The sequence below is a fragment of the Kribbella sp. NPDC104218 genome, from assembly GCF_055584105.1.
The window spans coordinates 1,364,579-1,379,925 of record NZ_JBVJMQ010000002.1 but is presented as its reverse complement, the minus strand read 5'-3'; the positions used below and the strand labels follow the sequence as shown (position 1 = coordinate 1,379,925).

Sequence of the window (15,347 nt, the reverse complement as noted above, 5' to 3'; positions counted from 1 at the left end):
GAGTAACGAGCTACGGAAGGTAGTGGCCTATGTTCTCGAAGAATCGGGCACGTCTTGGGCGCGTGCGCAGGAGCAGTGTCGTGCTGGCGGCGCTGATGGTTGCCGGTCTGTTGAGCGCGCCGAGTCAGGCCGCGGTCGCAGTCGAGATCGACTTGGACAGCGTGGCGCAACCCAATGTCGCTCTCGGATCGCCGGCGGCCGCGCGGGCGCATGTGCGGAACAACCCCCGCGGCATGATGATGCATTACGGCATGGGCACCATGGTGGGCAAGCAATGGGCTGACCCCGGGACGCCGGTGGCGCGGTTCAATCCGTCCACCGTTGATCCCGCGCAGTGGGCCCGCTCGGCGAAGGCGTTCGGCGCGACCTTCGCCGTGCTGACAGCCAAGCATCACGACGGGTTCGCGCTGTGGGACACCGCGGCCAACAACTACGACGTCGCCGCCAGTCCGTACCGGCGCGACATCATCAAGCAGTACGTCGACGCCTTCCGGGCCGAAGGAATCAAAGTCGGCTTCTACTTCTCCATCTGGGACCGCACCAACGCCCCACTCGACCCCCCGACCCCGGACCGCACCCAAGAGTTCCGCAAGCGGGCCCGCGATCTGGTCGTCTTCCAGCTCCGCGAGCTGCTCACGAAGTACGGCCAGATCGACACCATCTGGCTCGACGGCTGGTTCATGAACACCGGCATCGACAAGGGCGCCACCTATGAGCAGATCCCCTACGAGCCCGTTCGCGATCTGATCATGTCGGTGTCGCCCAGCACGATCATCGTCAACAACGACAAGGACTACACCCTCGAAACCACCGAGATCGTTGCCCACGAGAACGGCGTGAAGTTCCCCGAAGCAGGTCTGACCTACCCTGTGCAGTTCGCCGGGACGAACGGCGCCGGCTGGTTCCAGGGCCCGGGTATGGGTGGTCCGAAGCCGCTCGCGACCATGTTGCACGAGCGTAACCGGTTGCGTGACCGCGGCTACCAGTGGCTGCTCAACGTGCCGCCAAGCCGCAACGGCATCATCGAGAAGAAGTACGTCGACCGATTGATCGACATCGCCGACGCCCCGTGATCCCGGCCATCGGGGTGGTCGCCCAAACGACCACCCCGATGGCTGCCGCATCACGACCACGCTCCGCAATCGCCACTGCAACAAGTCGCATGGTGACTAGATAATGCTGCGAGGGTAACGCTCTTGTCCAGTTTTCCTGCTGGCAGGCGTCCTAACCAGTCGGCTGGCGACTGGATTCAGGGCGCATCTGATGTAATCAGAATTAAAAGTATTTTATGAATTATCTTGACTCGGTTAGCTCCGGCCGCCAGCATCGGGTGATCGCCGGTGCGGTGGCTGACTAGCTGCCGAGACCGGTGCCTTGTCGATCCCCGCGTCGGCCGCCTCGGCGGCCCGTGCGTCCGCTCAGGGAGGCTTTGTGCACCTATCCGTGCCCCGCCGGACCTCATTTCCCACTCGACTCGGCCGCCTGCTGGCGGCCTTCGCCCTCCTGCTGCCGACCTCGACTGTCCTGGTGACGGCGCCGGCTCAGGCGGCGGTCAGCACCACGATCACAGTTGACGGCAGCCAGCTGGGTCGGACCTTCGACGGCATCGGTGCTCTCAGCGCCGGTGCCAGTAGCCGGATGCTGATCGACTATCCGGAACCACAACGCAGCCAGATCCTCGACTACCTCTTCAAGCCCGGATACGGCGCGTCGCTGCAGATGCTCAAAGTCGAGATCGGCGGTGACACGAACAGCACCGATGGCGCTGAGACCAGCCACATGCACACCGCGACGGACGAGAACTACGAGCGCGGGTACGAGTGGTGGTTGATGAAGGAGGCGAAGGCTCGCAATCCTGGGATCAAGCTCGCCGCGCTGGCCTGGGGCGGTCCGAACTGGGCCACCGATGGCGGCCGGAACTTCTGGACCGATGCCATGGTCGACTACCACCTGAAGTGGTTGCAGGGTGCGCGGCGGGTGCACGGCCTGACCATCGACTATGTCGGCGGCTGGAACGAGCACGGCTACGACAAGGCTTGGTACGTGAAGTACAAGCAGGCCCTGCGCCAGGCCGGATTCGGGAACGTAAAGATCGTTGCCGACGACTCCTTCAATCAGGAAGCCATCGCCAACGACATGGCCAGCGATCCCGCCTTTCGCGATGCTGTCGACGTGATCGGTACGCACTACGTCTGCGGATACCTGACCGCGGCGAGTAACTGCGGTGCCGGCCCCGCGGCGATCGCCTCCGGCAAACCGATCTGGGAGAGCGAAGGCGGATCGCAGGAGAACAACGGCGGATCGTTCGCCATGGCCCGGAACCTGAACCGGATCTACATCGACGCCAAGATGACGTCCTTCACGAACTGGGCTCTGCTCAGCGCCTTTCAGCAGAACCAGCACTTCTCCTTCGACGGACTGTTGGTCGCGAATCAGCCGTGGTCCGGCGAATACAGCGTGGGGAAGTCTGCTTGGGTCGTGGCCCACACTGCCCGGTTCAGCGAACCTGGCTGGCAGCACGTCGACTCCGCGGTCGGTTACCTCGGCGGCGATCGCCTCAACGGAAGTTACGTGACTCGTAAGTCGCCCAACAATGGCAACTACAGCACCGTCGTCGAGACTGTCGATGCCACGGCCGACCAGGACGCGACATTCAGGCTCGCCGGGGTGTCGCAGGGGACGGTGCAAGTCTGGACCACCGATTTGCGGTCGGCTGATCCGGCCAGGCAGCTGGCTCGCCAAGCCGATGTCGCCCCGTCGGGCGGAGCGTTCACGGTGACGCTGAAGCCCGGACATGTCTACACGTTCACCACGACGTCCGGACAGGGCAAGGGCACGGCCGTTGGGCCCTTGCGGTCGCAGCTGACCCTGCCCTACGCAGACAACTTCGAGAGCTACCCGAACGATCGGGAGGCGAAGTACTTCGTCGGAATGAACGGCGCCTTCGAGACCTCGCCCTGCGCGGTCGGCCGAGCGGGTCGTTGCTTGCGGCAAACGGCCGTCGGCTCTCCACGGGCTTGGACCAGCGAGGCCTACCGGGCGCCGTATTCGATGGTCGGCGATCTGGGCTGGGCCGACTACCGAGTCAGTAGCGATTTCTTGCTGGAGCGGGCAGGGTTTGCCGAGGTGCTGGCCAGGGTCGGGCAGGTTGGCAGGAACAACTCGGCCCTGGATGCCTATCGGCTGAGGGTCAGCGACTCCGGTTCCTGGTCGCTGCTCCGCAGTGTCAATTCCTGGCAGTTCACCACTCTGGCGAGCGGAACCGTCGCTGCTCCTGGAATCAACACTTGGCACCGCATGTCGCTGGCGGTCAACGGATCGACGCTGACAGCTCAGGTCGACGGCGTTCAGGTGGCCAGCGTGACCGATTCCGCGCTCGGTCAGGGGCAGGCAGGGATTGCGGTGGACGGCTACCACGGAGCCCAGTTCGACAACTTCCGGGTCGACCGGTTGACCGACCGCTACGAGGGGACGACGTACGAAGTCGCGAACCGGGTCACCAACGAACGGGTGCCCGCCGACGCCGCGGGCAGAGCCCTGGTGGACCGCCCCGACGACGACTGGTGGTACGTCCCCGTGAGTGGGACCTTCGTCCTGTCGAACGGGGCCAACAACCTGGTACCCAACGTTGCGGGCGGGTCGACTGCAAACAGCGCAGCGGTGATCTCCTATCAACGGTCGTACGTCAATTGGGAGCAGTGGCGTCTGGTCAAGATGCCGGACGGCTACGTCAAACTCATCAGCGTGCAGAGCGGAAAGGCGCTGACTGTCCCAGGGATGTCCACGGCTGAGGGTGCGGAGCTCGATCAGTGGACGGACGTCAATGGCACGAACCAGCAATGGCGGCTCGTTCCAGGCCCGGACGGCCGGTTCTCGATGGTGAGCCGGCACAGCGGTAAGAGCGTCGATCTGGGCCGTGGATCGCTCGCGTCCGGGATCCCGCTGGCGCAGACGACGAGCGCCCAGGTGTCGTCGCAACGCTGGGCCTTCAACAGCGTCCTGTGAGGCGGCCGGTTCCCGCCTCTCGCGAAGAGGCGGGAACCGCGCGTCGGCCTGAGAAGCCAGATGTATCAAGACTTGCCAGTCAGGCAGTCGAAGTGTCGCGGCCACGGTCGCAGAGCAAGGAGAAACAGAGATGGCGTTGGATCGTCGAGGCCGGCTGCGGATGGCCGGGTGCGGCATCGCTCTGGTGCTGACCGTCACGAGTTGTTCGTCGGGCAAGGAGCAGAAGGCCTCGCCCGCGGACAAGGCGGCCGACGGCAAGATCAGCATCGTCTATGCCCAGAAGCAGGGCGACCAGGAGTACTTCATCGGAGAGGCGAAAGGGGCTCAGGCCAAGGCCGCTGAGCTCGGCGTCGACCTCAAGGTGGTGAACCTGGGCAACGACGCCAACAAGGCGGTCACCGAGGTGCAGAACGCGATCAACCAGAAGGTGTCCGGAGTGATCGTCGTCGTACCGGATCCTTCGGTGGGTCCGCAGGTGGCGCAGCTCACCAAAGCAGCCGGCGTACCGCTGCTCACCTCGGATGACCAGATTTGCGCGAACGGACCGGACCCGACCGTCTGCCCGAAGGAGCAGTTGGTGCCGAGGGTCGGCTTCAGCGGTGAGCAGATGGGCACCGAAGTCGGCAAGCGGGCGGGCGAGGATTTCAAGAAGCTGGGCTGGCAGGCCGCCGACTCCGCGATCATCAGTGCCCTCAAGCAAGATGTGACAGTCTGCCGCGACCGGGTCGAGGCTGCCCAGGCGGCCTTCAAGGCTGCCAGCGGAGTCGACCTGAAGTCGATCGAGGTCGGCACCGACAACACTCCTTCGGATGCCCAGAACCGGATCGGCGCGACCGTCGCCGGCAACCGAGCGGTGAAGAACTGGGTTGTGGTCGGATGTAACGACGAGAACGTCAGCGGCGGAGTGACTGCGATCCAGAACGCGGGCTACGGTGCGGACAAGATCCTCGGCGTGGGACTCGGCGCCTACCTTGCGTGCAAGGAATGGCGTGGAGGTAAGGCGACCGGTTTCAAGGCCGCCTTGTTCATCGACGGCGAAGACGTCGGGGCGCTGTCGGTGCAAACGCTGTACGACAACATCAAGAACGGGAAGGCGATGCCGGCCGAGGCGTTCGCGCCGACCGAGATGGTCGATCCGGACACTTGGCAGCAGGCCGGGCTGAAGTGCGGCTGATCGGAGCTGTCGGCACCGGCCTGCAGGCGGAGGCGCTGGCGAAGAACTTCGCCGGTGTCCCCGCCCTGCGGGACGTGACGGTCGACTTCTCGGCTGGACAGGTGACCGCTCTCATGGGGGAGAACGGGGCGGGTAAGTCCACCTTGCTGAAGATCCTCGGCGGTGACCACCAGGCGGACGGCGGCAAGCTCACGCTGGCCGGAGCACCGTTTGCGCCGTCCGATCCGGCGGCCGCCCGCAAGGCCGGTGTCCGGGTGATCGCTCAGGAACCTGAGATCGTCCCGCACGTGTCCGTGGCCGAGAACGTCTATCTCGGCGGGCTGCCCCGACTCTCGGGGCGGCGGCTCGACCGATCAGGTCTGCACCAGCGGGTGCGCGCCGACCTGGCCCGGCTCGGTTTCGAGGGTGCTATCGACCCCGACGTCCTTGGATCGAGACTTACGCCGGCGCAGCGTCAGTTGGTCGAGATCATGAGAGCTCTCACCACCGATGCCAAACTGATCGCATTCGACGAGCCGACCTCGTCCTTGTCCGATCACGAGGCGGAGGCGCTGTTCGCGCTGATCGGAAGGCTGCGGGATCTCGGTCTGGCCGTCGTGTACGTCTCGCACCGGATGCGTGAGATCCGTCGGCTGGCCGATCGGGTGGTGGTACTCCGGGACGGAGCGCTGGTCGGGGATCGCTCGATGGCCGAGGTCACGGATGACGAGATCCTCCGGATGATGGTCGGCCGTGACCTGTCCACGTTGTTCGCCCGCACCCATGAAGTACCGGGGGACGTCGTCCTCGAGGTCGAGTCGGTGTGCACCGACGACGTCACCGACATCAGTCTTACTGTCCGTGCGGGCGAGGTTGTCGCGCTGGCAGGGCTGGTCGGAGCCGGGCGGTCGGAGCTCGCCGCGGCACTGGTCGGCGACGTACCGATCCGTAGTGGGCAGGTGCGTGTCGACGGCCGGCCCCTGCGGATGCGTCGGCCGCAAGACGCGGTACGGGCAGGTTTCGGCTATACGCCGGAGGAGCGCAAGGCGCAGGCGCTGCTACTGCACCGCGGGGTCCGTGACAATCTGACGCTCGCGACCTTGCCCCTGTTGCGCCGGTTTCGAATCGTTCGGCGGGCCGAAGAGCGACAGCTCGCTCAGTCGTACGTCGACAAGCTTCGGATCCGCGCGCGGCATCTGGAGCAGGAGATTCGGCAACTGTCCGGTGGGAATCAGCAGAAGGTCGTGCTGGCTCGTTGGTTGGCGCGCAAGCCGAAGATCTTGGTGCTGGACGAACCGACTCGAGGAGTCGACGTCGGCGCCAAGGCGGAGATTTACCGGATCATCGACGGACTCGCCGCGGAGGGCGTCGCCGTCCTGATGATCTCGTCGGAGCTGCCCGAGGTACTTGGGCTGGCAGACCGGATCGTCGTCATGCAGAGCGGTCGGGTCACCGGTGAGCTACTGCGTGCCGACGCCAGTGAAGCAAGAATCCTGTCCCTCGCGATGGCCGAGGATCTGATCACAGAGGACGACCGATGACGCAGGTGGACGACGCACGACCCAGAACCCGACCTGAGCAGCTGCGGAGCCGGAGACCGATCGACTACATCGGTGGGACGGGGAACCTCAGCTTGATCGGCGCCTTGGTCGTGGTGGTCGGTCTGTTCGGCGCGCTCAATCCCGGGTACCTCGACCTCGCGAACCTGGCCGGAATCGGCGAGGCGGTGACAGTGTTCGGATTGCTGGCCGTCGTCCAGACCGTCGTCATCATCTGCGGCGGTCTCGACATCTCCGTCGGCTCCCAGGCCGGAATCGCCTCGGTGATTTCCGCGATGGCCTTCGTGGCGACCGGACAGAATGCGTTGCTGGGTATCTTCGCTGCGATCGGTGTGGGTCTGCTGGCGGGGTTGCTGAACGGTGTGGTCATCGTCTACGGCCGGATCAACCCGGTGATCGCGACGCTGGCCACGTTGGCTGCCTACAAAGGCGTCGCGCAGCTGATCTCCGGTGGACGGGCCCAGGGTTTCGTGCTCGACAACGATCTGTTCATCTTCATCGCGCGGGGCAGGCTCTTCGGGCTCCCGGTTCCGGTAGTGGTGCTCGTGCTGGTGTCGCTGGCACTGCATTTCCTGCTGAAGTACACAGACATCGGTCGCAACATCTACGCGATCGGTGGCAATGACACCGCCGCGCGGCTGGCCGGGATCAACATCAACAGGTACCTCATCGCGGTGTTCGTGCTGACCGGCGCGGTGGCAGCGGTCGCCGGAGTGATTCTCACAGCACGGACCGGCTCCGGACAGCCGGTGTCGGGCAGTGAGGGTCTGGAGTTGAAGGCGATCACAGCTGCCGCTCTCGGAGGTTGTGCTCTGAAGGGCGGAAAGGGCACGATCGGCGGAACTTTGCTGGCGGTCCTTCTGCTGGGGGCGTTGGACAACGGCTTGAACGTCGTCGGGGTCAATACGTTCTGGCAGAACGTTGCGCAGGGCACTCTCCTGGTGGCCGCCGTCGTGATTCAGCAGCGACGAAGCGGCGAGCGGGCCGTCGGCCTTCCGACCTGACCGAGATGTCCTACAGATGAAGACCGACGTCCGCACACGTGGCTACCACGGCCGGGGGATTCAGGGGCAAGTGGTCGAGGAGATCGGTCTACGGATTGTCTCCGGCGCTTTCCGCCCGGGCGAGATTCTCGACCTGGACGGTCTGGTGACCGAGCTCAAGGTGAGTCGGACGGTCCTGCGCGAGTCGCTGCGAGTACTGAAGGTCAAGGGGCTGATCGATGCCCGACAGAAACTGGGGACGTACGTCCAGTCGCGCAGGGACTGGAGACTGCTCGACCCCGATGTCGTCCGCTGGCGGTCGAGCGGTGCCGGCTGGCCGGCATTCCAGGCGGACCTGGCCGAAGTCCGCGAGATCGTCGAGCCGTCCTGGGCGCGGCTGGCCGCTTTGCGACGTGATGTGAACGACCTTACCGAACTGGAGACCGCGACGGCGCGGATCGCGTCGGCGGCAGCAGACGAGGCCGAGGCCGCCGATCTGGCCTTTCATCGTGCCCTCGTGACGGCCGCCCACAACGAGTTGCTGGTCAGGATCGAGGCACTCCTTCAGGTCGGGCCGGTTGCTCATGATCGGCGGGGCGTGCAGGCAGTGGACCCTGACGATCCGGCAGCGGCCTATGCAGCGATCGTTGATGCCGTTCGGAACCGCGACCCCGATCGTGCTGCCCTGGCGACCAGGGCCCTTCTCGCCGAGAAGGGCCCAGTAGGTACGATTGAGAACGTAGCTGCTAAGTGGTGAATCCAGGTGCGGTACCGACGGCTCGGCGTCCCGGCGGAGTCCACCAGCAGACGGTCCAACTGCTGGCGGCCCGCATTCTTTCCGGGGAGCTGCCCGTCGGTACGACGATCGACCTGGTGGCCCTCCGGGGTGAGCTCGGCCTCAGCCTGGCGGCGCTCCGCGAGGTGCTGATCGTCCTGAACGCCAAGGGGCTGATCGGCGCGCGACCGAAGCGCGGGACCTTTGTCCGGGCGAGATCCGACTGGGACCTGCTGGACCACGACCTACTGCGCTGGATGACGGCCCGCGGGGATGTTGCTCTGCTCGCTCGCCTACATGAAGTCAGGATCATCATCGAACCGGCCGCTGCCCGACTGACGGCATTGCGCCGAACGCAGGAGGACCTGGACCAGCTCCGGACGCACCTTGACGACATGGCTTTCGGGGACGACGAGCGTACCCGCCGAAGAGCCGAGCTGGGATTCCACTGCCAGTTGCTGCAGGCAACACGGAACGAGGTGCTCGGCAGGATGGCAGTTGTCTCGCGCACAGCCCTGATGCAGCCGGGACATGTCAGCTGCCGGAGCAGCGCTCATGGCGCTGCCGCCCATCATCGCGTGATCTTTGCGGCAATCCGGGACAAAGACCCGAACGGCGCGTTCGTCAGCGTTCTCAACCTGCTCGATTGCACGCGATCCGCAGGTGCCGGGTGAGCTCGAATCTGTTGTAGCAGCCGAGGTGCCGATGAGATTGCCGGGGACGGGAGATACGTTTGGATCTCGCGACCAGCGAAGGGGAGGACCGGTGCCGACGGAGACCTTCGGACCTGGCATGCCGTCCTCACGGGCGGCGCGTCCCGCGACCGACGCTCTGGTTCTCGACCTGTTCATCCGCCATCGGAGGCTCACCCGTCCTCAGGTCCGGGAACTGACCGGGCTCGGGCAAGCAACCGTGATCGATCTGTTCGGCAAGTTGGAACGCGCGAATCTGATTGCGGCCGACGGTGTGGAACCCGGAATCAGAACGGGCCCGAATCCGGTCGGCTACCGGCTGGCGCCCCGGCGGCACCTGGTCGTTGGCGCCCACCTGCTGGCCGACTCGATTCACCTGCGAGTCGAAGACTTCGCCGATCCGGACACCGCCGTCACGTTGTCTCACCGCGTGCGGCGCGGCAGTCGCGGTGAGGATGTCGTTGCCGCGGTGCGGACCACGGTGGATCGGCTCGACGGCCGGCCGAGCGCGGTGGTGCTGGGACTCCCGGGACCGGAAGAGACGGGCGACGCGCCCCCTGACGCCGGTCAGCGCCTTGCAGAGTGGCAGCAGGCCCTCGCCGCAGTTCTCGGTGAGCGCCGGACCGAACTGCGCATCATGCAAACTCCCGAGCTGATCGCGACCGCCGAGCGAGCGGCCGGCGCCGCGCACGGTTTGGATGAGTTCGCCCTGCTCTGGATCGGCAAAGGAGTGGGGCTTACCGTCACCCGCAATGCGGGCACACCCACCGTCGCTACGAGTCGCACTGCCGGCGACATCGGCCGGATGCCGATCATTGGAACGCCAGGGAAGCCGGGCGGACGGCGATTCCAGACCTTGGCAGAGCTCATCGGGGCGGCCGGCCTTCGTCAGTACGGCGTCGAGAGCGGACTGGAGTCGGCGCCTGTGGTGTCGATGACCGCAGAGGCGGTAGTAGGCGAGTCGGCAAGCGCCCGTCGGTACGCCGAGGGGTTCGTGCAGCGGGTCGCACTGGGGATCGCTGCCGTCGCCGCAATAGCAGACCCGGGGACCGTTGTCCTGCACGGCCCGACCGGGTTGGCGGCTGGGCCGGCGGTGGCCCGGATGATAGAGGACAGAGTCGGGAGCATCTCACCGGTTCGGACCCGAGTCGTTGCCGGTCAGCTCACCTTGCGGCGCGCGGGAATCAATGGTGCGCTCGACTTCGGCCGTCGGATGACCCGCGATCGGCTGATCGAGCAGCTGGCACCAAGGCGATAGGAAATCGGATCACTGCTCGGCGCTCGGTTTGCCGCCCCAGACAGAACGCCGGCCGTTGGTCTGCGCGATCGACAGCGCACCGACGAGCGCGGCGTCCAGGCCGTCGGTGAACCGCGGTGGCCGGATGCGGGTAGTCGGCACCATCGAAGCGAGATGACGCTCGACCCGTTCGGAGAGCTCGGGTCCGCCGGTCACGCCAGTTTCGCCGTGTAGTACGACCAGGCCTGGATCTGCGACCGCGACGATACTTGCGATGCCGAGCGCGACCCGATAGGAGACCTCGTCCAGGAAACACTCGGCCGGTTCGGTGCGGAGCTGGACCGCGCGCGAGATCATGGCTTTGATCGTCGGGTCGGCGAAGCCGTGGGCGTGCCCGAGTTTCATCAGCGCGCCGGCTCCGGCCGACGACTGGAAGCCCCCACCGAAGCCGGCCGGATCGGTTTTGCCGGGATCGAACGTAACGACAGGTGCACCGGGGACCGGCAGGTAGCCGATCTGGCCCGCGCCGCCACCGGCGCCGAAGACCGGTACGCCGTCCTCGATCACGGTCAGGCCGACCCCGACTCCGAGCCAGACCAAGCAATACCGCGCACGGTCGGCGGGTTCGAGGTACTTGCCTTCGGCAAGACCCACCAGATGTACGCCGTTGATGAGCTCGACCGGTCCGCCGAGGAGGTCCTGGGTCACCGACCGGATCTTCGCCTGCCATTGCGGCAGGTCCCAGGTGAATCCCAGCTCGCCGGTCGTCCTCTCGACGATGCCGGGTACACCGACGACGGTGTACGCCGACGCGCCCCGAAAGCCTGCCTCGGTGGCGACGGCGCTGATCATCTGGACGAGTTGGGCCGGCACGTCGTCCCCCTGCGCCGGTCTGACGATCGTATGGTGCGGTCCGCCGATGAGGTCACACACAGTGGCAGACAGTTCGTTGTCAAGGAACTGCGCAGCTGCTACGTAGTTCCGTCGAGGTCGCAGCGCGTACACCAGCGGTCGGGGCCCGCGGCGGACAGTGGTTGCCTGACCCGCGGGGTAGAGCAGCTCGGCGGACGTCAGCCGAGAGATCAGGTCGATGGCCGTCGGCTGTGCTATCCCCATCAGCTCCCGCAGCTGCGTCCGGGTCAGTTCTCCGTGCTCGGCGAACAGCTCCAGAGCAATCTGATCGTTGGCCCGGCGGGTCGCCCTGTGGTCGCGATGACCGGAGTCGCCGGTCGTCCTACCCTCCCCGGGCATTCGTCTGCTCCGATCCCGATCAGCCGCTGCGAGTTCGATGCGACAGTACACCGATGGTCGAGCACCGGTGGTCAGGGTGGCTCGGGAGGCGTCGAGCCACCCTGGGACACGGTCCGGCCGGTGTGGGGAGGACCGGCCGGACCGTGGGCTCAGTACTTGATGCAGGCGGAGCGGAGGTCGGTGTAAAAGTCCCAGACGTCCGGAGAGCACTCGGGCGCGCCGAGCTGGGAGGCTTTGGCCCCCATGTGCGGCAGGTGGGCGTACGCGCCGACGCCGGGGCGGTTCACGTGCAGCATGCCGGCCTCGAAGTCCTGCAATGCCTGGAACATGTACGCCGGGTTCTGGGTGAAGATGGTTCCCGACATGCCGTACCGGACCGAGTTCGAGATCCGCATGGCATCGTCGTACCCGCCGCAGTCGATCACCGACAGCACCGGGCCGAATACCTCCTCCTGTGCGATCTCGCTGTCCCAGGCGACATCGACGAGAACAGTCGGCGCGACGAAGTAGCCGGGGGTGTCAAGCAGGACCTCATCCCCGCCGCACGCCACCTTCGCACCGTCCTCGATCGCCGTCCGGACCGCACTGAGACAGGCGCGTTGCCGGTCGAGGTTGACCACCGGACCGATATCTGCCCAGTCCTGGTCCCCCCGGCCGACTCGCATCGCCTGCACACGCGGGACCAGTCGCTCGAGCAGCGCTTCGCGGATCGAGCGATCGACCACGATCCGGCTGGTCGCGCTGCAACGTTGCCCACTCTGGCCGAAGGCGCCGTGCACGATCGCATCGACAGCGGCATCCAGGTCGGCGTCGGCGAGCACGATCAGAGCGTTCTTCCCACCGAGCTCGAGTTGTGTCCGCAGGAGCCGCTCCGCACCGGCCTGATTGATCGCCTGGCCGACCGGCAGCGAGCCGGTGAACGAGATGCCGGCGACTCGGTGGTCCTCGACCAGGCTCTCTCCGGGCTCGCGATCACCCTGGACCAGGTTGAGCACACCGTTCGGCACGCCGGCATCGGCGAACGCCTGCACGAGCAACGCAGCCGTCCACGGGGTGAACGGCGAGGGTTTCAGTATGGCTGAGCACCCGGCCAGCAGCGCCGGCGCAACCTTCCACATCGGGATCGCGACCGGAAAGTTCCACGGTGTGATGAGCCCGACGACCCCCAACGGCCGAGGAAAAGTCATCGCGATGGTTCGACGTTCCTCGGCCGGCGTGGTCACCCCGTTCAGGCGCCTGCCCTCACCGGCGGTGAACTCGAGGATCGCCAGCGAACGTGACACCTCGCCGCGCGCCTCGGCGAGCCGCTTGCCCTGCTCGCGGGTGATCGCGATCGCGAATTCTTCCTGCCGCTCGGCGATCAGTCGCCCCGCCGTGGTCAGGAACCGCGCTCGTTCGATCGGTCCGATCGATGCCCAGGCGGGCTGAGCCCGGGCGGCGGCGTCGACCGCCGCGACCGCATCCTTGCCGACCGACTCGGTGAAATCTCCGATGGCGTCGTCGGTGTTCGCCGGGTTCAGGTTCGGCCGTGTCGCACCTGATGTCGACGGCAACCATTCGCCGTCGACGAAGTTGAGCAGGTGATCGGAGTTGGGTTCGAGCACAGGGTCCTCCAGTCGGCTTGGCCTCACCGTCGGCGGAGGCCCAGCGTGTCGATCATCCTGCGCGCGGACCGGCCGGAGTATCCCCCTTTCGCTTATGGCGGGTATAGCCAGACGAGCTGGGGCGCCGCCAGTGGCGCTCATCGTGATGCGCACAACCAGGGCCGGGAGCCTTTGCCGTTCGTCCAATCGTGCGGGGTCAGCGCTCTCCGTACGGTGCTCCTATGGATTGTGAAGCCGAATTCCGCGCTCGACGGGAAGGCTGACGACGTGGCCTCGGTCGTGGCGGTGACGGACCTTCGCGTCGACACGGCCCGAGGTCTGCCCATCATCGAGGACGTGTCGATCGCCTTGGAGCCGGGAGAGATCCTCGGCGTGGTCGGCGAGTCCGGCTCCGGCAAGACCACGATGGCCCTGGCGCTTCTTGGCGCCACGGCGATCAACGCCCGGATCGTCTCGGGCCGGATGGCCGTTCCGGGCAAGGTCATCGAGATGGACGACGAGCCAGCGATGCGCGAGCGTCGCGGCCGAGTCATCTCCTACGTTCCGCAGAATCCGGGGACCTCGCTCAATCCCGCTGTCCGCATCGGCGACGCCGTCCGAAGCATGTTGCGCGAGCACCGCGCCGGTTCGGCCACGGACAGCGCCGTAGTCGAGGCGCTGGTCGGCGTCGGCCTGGACGATTCCGCGGGATTCCGTCGGCGCTTCCCGCATCAGCTCTCCGGAGGACAGCAACAGCGGGTGTGCATCGCGATCTCATTGGTCGGCGGCGCTCCGGTGGTGGTGCTCGACGAGCCGACCACGGGACTCGATGTCGTGACTCAGGCAATGGTGCTCGAAGAGCTCGAGCGTCTCCGCCGCGAGTGCGAAGTGGCGATGGTTTATGTCAGCCACGATCTCGCGGTGGTCGGTCAGCTCGCCGATCGGATCGCGGTGATGTACGCCGGACGTGTCGTGGAGGAAGGGCCGGCGGGGGAGGTCCTGCGCCATCCTCGACACCCCTATACCCGTGGTCTGATCAGCACCATCCCGGATCACCGCGTCGTGCGGCCGCTGCGGCCGATGCCCGGTACCGCGGCGGGCGTGGAGGAACGTCCGTCAGGTTGTGCTTTCGCGCCTCGCTGCCCGCTGCGCGTCGACGAATGCGACCAGGGAATTCCTGCCTTCCGAGCCGCCGGCGAGCGGCACGTCGCGCGGTGCCTACGGGTTGCCGACATCCCGCCCCGCGAGCTGCCGAGTGAGGTTGCGGCTCGTCCTGAGCTCCGGTCGGCGGAATCGGTGTTGAGCGTCAGCAACCTGCGGATCGAGTACGCGGGCTCCGTCGTCGCAGTCGACGATGTCAGCCTGTCCGTTCCGAAGGGCGGCTGTGTGGCGCTCGTCGGGGGCTCGGGGAGCGGTAAGACGTCGATCGCGAGTGCCGTCGCGGGCCTGCAGCCATTCAGTGCAGGAACGATCCGACTTGCCGGGGAGGTGCTGGCACCGTCCGCCCGGCGACGGACAGCTGACCAGCGGCGGCGACTGCAGATGATCTTCCAGAATCCGTCGGATGCCTTGAACCCTCGGATGCCGATCGGCGCGATCGTCGGACGACCGCTGCGATCGTTGCTGGGAATGCCTCGGTCGGAGGCCGACTCCGAAGTCGGTCGGCTGCTCGAACTGGTACGGCTCCCAGCGGCGACGGCGCGACGTTATCCGGCTGAGTTGTCGGGTGGTGAACGACAGCGAGTCGGTATCGCTCGTGCCCTGGCGGCCAAACCCGAAGTGCTGATCTGCGACGAGATCACGTCGGCACTCGATGTCTCGGTACAAGCTGTGATCTTGTCGCTGCTCGATGGGCTGCGAGCCGATCTGGGCGTCGCTGTCCTGTTCATCACCCACGAACTCGGTGTCGTCGCCTCGATTGCCGAGGAAGTCGTCGTGCTGGAGCACGGCCGGATTCAGGAGTCCGGCCGTGTCGTCGACGTACTGCGAAAGCCGGCCGCGCCGTACACGCAGAAGTTGATCGCGGCCGCGCCCAGTATCAGCCGGGTACTGGCCGCCGGGTCGGGAGGTGATTCCAATGCCCGCCACGGAGACGGCTGAACCGTTGCA

11 protein-coding genes are annotated in these 15,347 nt (G+C 66.2%); 9 read left to right on the top strand and 2 right to left on the bottom strand.

Annotated elements, in window-relative coordinates; genetic code table 11:
* The first annotated feature begins 62 nt into the window (after positions 1–62).
* The 8 genes from ACZ6ZD_RS22300 to ACZ6ZD_RS22265 all read left to right on the top strand — a co-directional run bounded on the left by ACZ6ZD_RS22300 (position 63) and on the right by ACZ6ZD_RS22265 (position 10,425).
* Positions 63–1,073, top strand: a complete 1,011-nt coding sequence (locus ACZ6ZD_RS22300; RefSeq protein WP_465675010.1) for an alpha-L-fucosidase — start codon at positions 63–65, stop codon at positions 1,071–1,073.
* Positions 1,074–1,431: 358 nt separating this feature from the next.
* Entirely contained in the window at positions 1,432–4,005 is a 2,574-nt protein-coding gene (locus tag ACZ6ZD_RS22295; protein ID WP_465675008.1) for an RICIN domain-containing protein, read from the top strand.
* 130 nt (positions 4,006–4,135) lie between these two features.
* Positions 4,136–5,179, top strand: a complete 1,044-nt coding sequence (locus ACZ6ZD_RS22290; protein WP_465675006.1) for a substrate-binding domain-containing protein — start codon at positions 4,136–4,138, stop codon at positions 5,177–5,179.
* Positions 5,170–6,699: a sugar ABC transporter ATP-binding protein gene (locus ACZ6ZD_RS22285; protein ID WP_465675004.1), complete on the top strand. Its 1,530-nt coding sequence runs from the start codon at positions 5,170–5,172 to the stop codon at positions 6,697–6,699. Before ACZ6ZD_RS22290 ends, ACZ6ZD_RS22285 begins: the two co-directional genes overlap by 10 nt.
* Positions 6,696–7,721 (top strand): ABC transporter permease, encoded by a 1,026-nt coding sequence (locus tag ACZ6ZD_RS22280; protein ID WP_465675002.1) that lies wholly within the window; start codon positions 6,696–6,698, stop codon positions 7,719–7,721. Before ACZ6ZD_RS22285 ends, ACZ6ZD_RS22280 begins: the two co-directional genes overlap by 4 nt.
* 16 nt (positions 7,722–7,737) lie before the next feature.
* Positions 7,738–8,457, top strand: coding sequence for a FadR/GntR family transcriptional regulator (locus ACZ6ZD_RS22275; RefSeq protein ID WP_465675000.1), 720 nt, complete (start codon positions 7,738–7,740; stop codon positions 8,455–8,457).
* Complete coding sequence (locus tag ACZ6ZD_RS22270) at positions 8,451–9,149, top strand: FadR/GntR family transcriptional regulator (RefSeq protein WP_465674998.1); 699 nt, start codon at positions 8,451–8,453, stop codon at positions 9,147–9,149. Before ACZ6ZD_RS22275 ends, ACZ6ZD_RS22270 begins: the two co-directional genes overlap by 7 nt.
* Positions 9,139–10,425, top strand: a complete 1,287-nt coding sequence (locus ACZ6ZD_RS22265) for a hypothetical protein (RefSeq protein WP_465674996.1) — start codon at positions 9,139–9,141, stop codon at positions 10,423–10,425. The genes ACZ6ZD_RS22270 and ACZ6ZD_RS22265 overlap by 11 nt, the downstream gene beginning before the upstream one ends.
* Positions 10,426–10,434: 9 nt before the next feature.
* On the opposite strand, the gene ACZ6ZD_RS22260 is transcribed toward ACZ6ZD_RS22265, so the two are convergent.
* Positions 10,435–11,655, bottom strand: a complete 1,221-nt coding sequence (locus ACZ6ZD_RS22260) for an ROK family protein (protein WP_465674994.1) — start codon at positions 11,653–11,655, stop codon at positions 10,435–10,437.
* 149 nt (positions 11,656–11,804) lie between these two features.
* Complete coding sequence (locus ACZ6ZD_RS22255) at positions 11,805–13,259, bottom strand: aldehyde dehydrogenase family protein (RefSeq protein WP_465674992.1); 1,455 nt, start codon at positions 13,257–13,259, stop codon at positions 11,805–11,807.
* A gap of 45 nt (positions 13,260–13,304) precedes the next feature.
* Here ACZ6ZD_RS22255 and ACZ6ZD_RS22250 point away from each other — a divergent pair, with 45 nt between their 5' ends.
* Positions 13,305–15,338, top strand: a complete 2,034-nt coding sequence (locus ACZ6ZD_RS22250) for an ABC transporter ATP-binding protein (RefSeq protein ID WP_465674990.1) — start codon at positions 13,305–13,307, stop codon at positions 15,336–15,338.
* Positions 15,339–15,347: the final 9 nt, after the last annotated feature.